The organism is Sporomusa sp., from assembly GCF_057736855.1.
On sequence record NZ_JBYKYF010000176.1, the window covers coordinates 1 to 6,319 of the forward strand.

Consider the following 6,319-nt stretch of genomic DNA (forward strand, 5'->3'; position numbering starts at 1 on the left):
AGAAAGCCGCTTTTTGCCTTACGGCATAAAAGCGGCTTTGTCTACAATCTGAGAGGCTTAGTAAGCCTCTTTGTTTTATTTTACATATTTTATTGTTTTTCCAATAACAACCCCGGTTTGTGGGTTGATTTCCATTTCCCCCTCCACGTCAGGGGTTGTAAATTTTACTTTATATTCTTTTAAACCATCATCACTATCTAGTTTAACTTTAGTAATTGCCGCATCAGGATATTCTTTCTTAACAATAGATACTACCTCTTGCTGGGACAGGATAATGTTGTTACTGCCATAGTCATAAATTCTTTTCATCTCAAATTTGGTTACAGCTTCTTTTTCTTTACTTACGTCAACACTATATTTAATTTTTCTATTACTATCAATAAATTTCACTTCATATTCATCAGAGTCATTTTCGATTTCTACAAATTCTGCCGAATCCGGAACTGCTTTTGCTGCGATTTCTTTTGCAGTTTCTGGGTGTAATGCCGCAACAGCAGCCATAGAGAAACAACAAATGGTAAGTGTCGTGAGTAATATTCTAATATATTTTTTCATAACAGCCCCCTGCATAACATGATATATCATTATTGTAAATCTTTATTTATAGCTAGTCAATCAAAAGGCTTAAAAATCATTAACTCCAAATGTAGGTATTTACGGCCTTCTCCCCTACTACAATATTTGTCCTAGAGCTGCGGCAATGTTAGCCGTATTACTAATTCCGTACTGTTTGATAATATCCGTAATTCTATTTGAAAACCAATTAAAATGGCCAAAAAATCCTGTATCAACAGTCTGAATGGCTAATATAATGATTTCTTCATCCAGGGAACGCCTGTAGAATGCGGCATATCCTGACATAAAGACCATAATGGAAGCTACCAGCAGCATCAACATCATATAGCCAAAGACTGACCCATTGAAAAAATAGATGTTAGTGGTCATAAAGTTCACTACATAGTTTTCTAAGACATATTCATATTGGGCATATTCTCTGTCAATAAACCTTTCCTTAATATTCTGGAATTCAGCTAAGGAAAAAGCATCCTCAGTGATAACAGCACCAATTTTCTTTAGGTTTTCAATATACTGTTCAGTATAATCATTTTCCGCTTCATAGGTTCTACTTATAAGAATGGTATGCAAGATTTTCAATGAATCCTTCATACTCGTTTCTAAGGATGCGCTTGTACTGTCAATATATTCACTAAGCCGCAGAGATTCTTCCCCTAAAATCAATAAACGTTGTTTTAAGGGCTGACATCTGTTTTGCAAATCGTGTATGACTTTAGGCCAAAACGCAAAGTATGCGTTTATACGTTTCTGGTCATATTCATCAGTAGAGAAAATTTCATAATGATAACTATTGGGATGAATGAAACCGCAAATCGGTTCCTCACTAAACACGATCTTATTTTGGCTAATAATGGTCTTAATGGCTTCGCGGCAAATAAAAACAAGCGAAATTTCTATCCCTCGTGGGCTTAAACCAATGATTCGCGGATAAGTTTTACAGGCATCAGGCAAATATTCATAACCATACTTCAGATGTATCTCGCATAAATTGTGTTTATTTAAGAATGAGCAGTGATTGCCAGTACATTTTAGCTGTCTTACATGTTGAACAGTAACTATATTGCGCTGGATATCGTCAATTCCTTCATTACTTATTTTTTCATAAGTGCCTTCATCAACTGCCAGGTATGAATCCCATGGTTTATTTCTATAACAGCAGTAGCCACAGGCCCGACACCGGAAAGCCCTAACATGCGATCCAATCATGGTTTCTCCTTTACTTTTCACTATATCTTAGCCATTACATTAAACTATATTTAACTATTCTCCTGAATTTCCTTAAACTCCTTGTCACTTAACTTGCTAGCTGTTCTTTAACATCTTTCCCATATCCGATTCATGCAAAGTTCTGAGAATACTCACAAAGCCTACTAGGAAAGCTAGTTATAGAAAGTAAAGGTTGTCTCAGAAAACGCCAACCATTGTTAAAACGGAAAACAATTGGTATACAACGATTAGTGATAAGCCTGTGTGCGACTTATCACCCCAAAGGAGATGGTATGAATAATGAATACTAGCATTGATGTATTAGTTATCGGAGCCGGTCCTGCAGGACTTATGACAGCCAAAACGGCAACAGAACTAGGGTTGAAGGTTGTACTTATTGAGAAAAACAAAAGCTTCAAACAGTTATGCCGAGCCTGTTCTGCCCAATTCATTCTTGATGATGGCTATGAGAATGAATACATCAAAATCGAGGCTGGAAAAATTATTTTTACCAAAAATAATTTTGAAGTTAACTATTCTGGAGCATTAGTGGATGTCACCAATAAATACTATGTCTCACCAAAAGGGCATAAAATCCATTTTGCGCATCCTGACCAACGTCCCTTTGCCAAAAAATTTGACAAACGTAAACTTATTGATGATTTATGTCAAGAATGTGAGCAGTTGGGCGTGGACGTCAGAATGTCAACCCTAGCTTCTGGCGGATCAGATAAAGGCGATTATGTAAGTATAAATCTCAAAGATGAGCATACTCGCTATAGCATCAATGCCAAAAAAGTAGTGATTGCCGAGGGAGCGAATGCCCATGTAACCGGAATCTTTGGTCTCAATAAAAATCGAACTCTCTTTGCTACCGCTCATGTAATAAAATACATCCTTGAAGAAATATCAGGGATTGAACCAAACAGTTGGAATCTTTACTATGGTAAGGCCTATCATTCCAATTCACCAGTAATTATCGGCCCTAGTTTATATGGAGATAATGTATTTGAATTAACCCTGTCAGGAAGTGAACACCTACGACCTGCAACCATTTATGAAAATGTAACCAAAAACAGTCCACTAAAAAAACAATTTGCGAATGCAAAATTAATCAGTAAACAAGGCTGTGCTGTTAAAGCTTTCTCCTCCTTAAAAGTACCCTATAGCGGTAATATTATTAGCATTGGTGATAGTGCTGCCTTTGTTGAAGTCGAAGTTCAAGGAGCCTTAATGTGCGGCTATCATGCAGCCAAAGCCGTCTATGAAGAATTGCGAGGAAACGATGGTTTTGAACAGTATACCCGCTGGTGGAACGAGTCGTTTGAATTTAATCGGGATGACTATCTGTTAGTATCGCAAGGCTATGCCCTGGTTCCAACCTACACGGATGATGAAATTGATTATCTATTTTCTCTCATTGAAGGCATAACATTAGAAGGTACTTACAGTCAATATAAAACACCGAAATTGATGTGGGATGCCATCTTAGTGCATAAGGAGCAAATTAAACGGGAACGACCTCTCATTTACGAAAAAATTGAAAAAATGCATACCATGACTCTGACAGATACATTTAAGAAATAAGGAGCATAACGATGAACAATATGTGTGATTTAGCTATAATTGGTGCCGGCCCAGCTGGCCTCATGGCTGCCAAAACTGCGGCCGAATTGGGCCTTACAGTAACTCTGATTGAGATGAAACAGGATATTAAAAAAATAAAACGGGCTTGCTCTGCTCAATTCGTTATGGACGAAGGCTATGAAAATGAGAGTCTTAAAATCCAGGGTAATAAAGTACTGTTTACCAGGAATGGGTTTGATATCACCTACACGGGGAGATTATTGCCCATCACCGATAACTACCATCACTCTCCCAGCGGCTATAGAATTCATCTGGCCCATTCTGATCATCGTCCATTTGCCATTAAATTTGATAAAGGTCAGCTCCTGCAGGATTTACTTACTGAATGCGACAACCATGGTGTGGAAATCAGATTAAATACTGTTGCAACCGGTGGACAAGATTTAGGTGACCATGTCAGGATTGATGTCAAACATCACGAAAATGCTACTTCCATTAAGGCCAAGAAATTAGTCATTGCGGAAGGTGCCAACGCCAAAATTACCGGTATATTTGGCTTTAATGAAGGCAGAAAGCTTTTTGGTATACCGCTTGTACTAAGTTATAAAATGGAAAATACCACAGGCTTTGAACCCCATAGCTGGAACCAATTTTATGGAAGCAAGTATCATCCATTTGCCGAAGTCATGGTTGAATCTTCGCTGGAGGGTAAAGAGGCTATCGAATTAACCATTATGGGTACCAAAGATTCGCCACCAGAAAAATTGTTTGAAAACCTTATCAACAATAGTCCTATGAGCAAACACTTTACAAATGCCCGTATATTTGAGCAGACAGGCTGTTCTCTTAAATCTTACTCTCCAATCCAAAAACCTTATGCAGGTAATGTACTAGTAATTGGTGACAGTGCAGCTTATGTGGAAGTGCTTGTTCAGGGAGCCATTATGTGCGGTTACCATGCGGCCAATGCAATCAAAGATGAATTAATCGGAAAGAATGGTTTTGAGCAGTATACTTGCTGGTGGAATGAAGCTTTTGATTTTAATCGTGCCGATCCTGTTAAATTTGTAAAATTATACAGCACTTTGGCTATGCGTCCAAAGTACTCAGATGAAGAACTTGACTATATGTTTTCGTTGCTTGAAGGCGAAATATTAGACGGAGATTTCAGCCAGTTTAAGGTGCCGAAAAAAGTATGGAAGGCCATTTTAGCGCATAAGCAGCAAATTCAAAAGGAACGACCCGCATTATTGGAAAAGATCCAGCCTATCATTGAGTTGGATCGTGCAGGCAAGCTTAATTGATACCTGAGTGTAAGGAGATAGCATAATGAATGAAATTAAAAAAGATCCTTTTTTTGCCGTCAATAAGCAAGCCATTGAAAAACAAATCCAGACCGGTATGAATATACTGGCTGCTAATTACCAGCTTAAAGAACTTGATCCCGGAGAGTTTTCCCAGCTTACCATACAAAATATGGCCTACACGATTAAGCAATATGAGATTGTAGGTGTTGGTAATCTTTTGGTCATGGATTCGAAAGATTCGCCTGCACTGCAGATGGTTTCCTTTGTTATCACCCCCTATTATAAGAATCTGCCGCTATTTTCGACCGACTATTTATATATTCAGCAAAAACGCAGTTTTTTGATTGAGTATTATGACCTAGTAAAAGAAAAGGACCCACTATACCTATCCTATATGGATAAGTTCAGGGCCATTAAAGTCAAACATTCCTTGCTGCCAGATATGGAGCTAAAAAAATGCTGGTATGATTCCATGCGCTCTGTCTGCACAGCCAAAAACACATCACCGCAACAGGATGAAGAAATATTCTCGCTGTTCACAGAAAACCTGAAATTGTTTATTGAAATGGAGCATGCTTACGAACCGCTTTCGGAAATGGATAGACAGACCAAATGGCGCATTACGCAGGACTATATCGATGGACTGGTTGATACCGGCGGTGTTTCTACCGATGTATTTAAAGCTGTCCTGGGACCAGAAAAAACAAAAGATTTCTTTCATCAAGTCTTTTTTGGAACCACAAAATTTAAGTAAAAGCTCCCATTATGAAAAGGCCATTCCTATTCCCAAGGAGTGGCCTTTTCATAGTAAGATGAATCCAAAGTTTATTATGATAATTGCTACAGCGGCTTTCACTATTAAAGTCAAACGATAAAAACACCTAATTAGTTCACACTCGAAGAACCTAATTTTATGGTATTGACAGGTTTTGATTTATCCCACGCCATGATAAACACAGGAATCCCAAATACTAGTGACCCAAGACCATTAACCCAAAAACTTTTACCTAACTGCGCTGCGAGTGACCCATACATATAAACAACTACTGCAATATTAACATAAGGCACAAACAATCCAAGAATCCACCATGGTGATACTTTAGCGCAGCGGCATATCAACACATTGCTATACACCGGAATAAAATATTGTACCATGGAGCCAATACCAAACTTCTTTCCAATCTTTGCATGTGCATATGAGCCAATAAGATACATAATAAGCGTCGAAACAAACAGTAAACTATTCTCCATAACCATCCTCCTTCATGTTAATTGTTTGATTACGTTCTATTAGCAGGATGAAGGCTTATCAAAGCTATCCTTCAAAGTATACTATGACATAAAACTCTATAAAGTGAATAACAAGCAGATGGCACAAAGCACTCTTAACACAGATGTTACAAGTAACTAAAACTTCGCCATATAAAAAAAATAAGAAGATTACTTCCACATAGTATTAGATGCAATAAACAGCACTTTACGCCAAGGGTAAGGTGCTGTTTATTCTGCCTTTATGCATTCGTTGTAACTACAAAATTGCTGTGTTTGCACTGTTTTGATTTAGTCTTGGCGTTTAACCTGGCAGGAATGTAACCGCCAGGATACAGCTTACCAACGGTCATTAACAGCCGATCAGATAACTC

General features: G+C 38.0%; 6 protein-coding genes. 3 read left to right on the forward strand and 3 right to left on the reverse strand.

Annotated features, from left to right (window positions below; translation table 11 throughout):
• Positions 1–75: 75 nt before the first annotated feature.
• Positions 76–555: a PepSY domain-containing protein gene (locus AC29Z1_RS11645; protein WP_488271631.1), complete on the reverse strand. Its 480-nt coding sequence runs from the start codon at positions 553–555 to the stop codon at positions 76–78.
• A 117-nt stretch (positions 556–672) separates the two neighbouring features.
• Positions 673–1,782 (reverse strand): flagellin lysine-N-methylase, encoded by a 1,110-nt coding sequence (gene fliB, locus AC29Z1_RS11650; RefSeq protein WP_488271632.1) that lies wholly within the window; start codon positions 1,780–1,782, stop codon positions 673–675.
• Positions 1,783–2,082: 300 nt separating this feature from the next.
• Between fliB and AC29Z1_RS11655 the strand changes: the two genes are divergently transcribed.
• From AC29Z1_RS11655 to AC29Z1_RS11665, 3 genes are read left to right on the forward strand one after another with little or no spacing between them, the layout of a single operon-like run.
• Positions 2,083–3,369: an NAD(P)/FAD-dependent oxidoreductase gene (locus tag AC29Z1_RS11655; RefSeq protein ID WP_488271633.1), complete on the forward strand. Its 1,287-nt coding sequence runs from the start codon at positions 2,083–2,085 to the stop codon at positions 3,367–3,369.
• Positions 3,370–3,380: 11 nt separating this feature from the next.
• Complete coding sequence (locus AC29Z1_RS11660) at positions 3,381–4,673, forward strand: FAD-dependent oxidoreductase (protein WP_488271634.1); 1,293 nt, start codon at positions 3,381–3,383, stop codon at positions 4,671–4,673.
• Between the two features lie 25 nt (positions 4,674–4,698).
• A complete protein-coding gene (locus AC29Z1_RS11665; RefSeq protein ID WP_488271635.1) occupies positions 4,699–5,430 on the forward strand; it encodes a hypothetical protein in 732 nt (243 codons plus the stop codon).
• Between the two features lie 131 nt (positions 5,431–5,561).
• On the opposite strand, the gene AC29Z1_RS11670 is transcribed toward AC29Z1_RS11665, so the two are convergent.
• A complete protein-coding gene (locus tag AC29Z1_RS11670) occupies positions 5,562–5,927 on the reverse strand; it encodes a DUF5684 domain-containing protein (protein WP_488271636.1) in 366 nt (121 codons plus the stop codon).
• Positions 5,928–6,319 lie beyond the last annotated feature (392 nt).

Coding starts and splice junctions, on each gene's coding strand:
- AC29Z1_RS11645 (WP_488271631.1), bottom strand. CDS start 555: ATGAAAAAATATATTAGAATATTACTCACGACACTTACCATTTGTTGT.
- fliB (WP_488271632.1), bottom strand. CDS start 1,782: ATGATTGGATCGCATGTTAGGGCTTTCCGGTGTCGGGCCTGTGGCTAC.
- AC29Z1_RS11655 (WP_488271633.1), top strand. CDS start 2,083: ATGAATACTAGCATTGATGTATTAGTTATCGGAGCCGGTCCTGCAGGA.
- AC29Z1_RS11660 (WP_488271634.1), top strand. CDS start 3,381: ATGAACAATATGTGTGATTTAGCTATAATTGGTGCCGGCCCAGCTGGC.
- AC29Z1_RS11665 (WP_488271635.1), top strand. CDS start 4,699: ATGAATGAAATTAAAAAAGATCCTTTTTTTGCCGTCAATAAGCAAGCC.
- AC29Z1_RS11670 (WP_488271636.1), bottom strand. CDS start 5,927: ATGGAGAATAGTTTACTGTTTGTTTCGACGCTTATTATGTATCTTATT.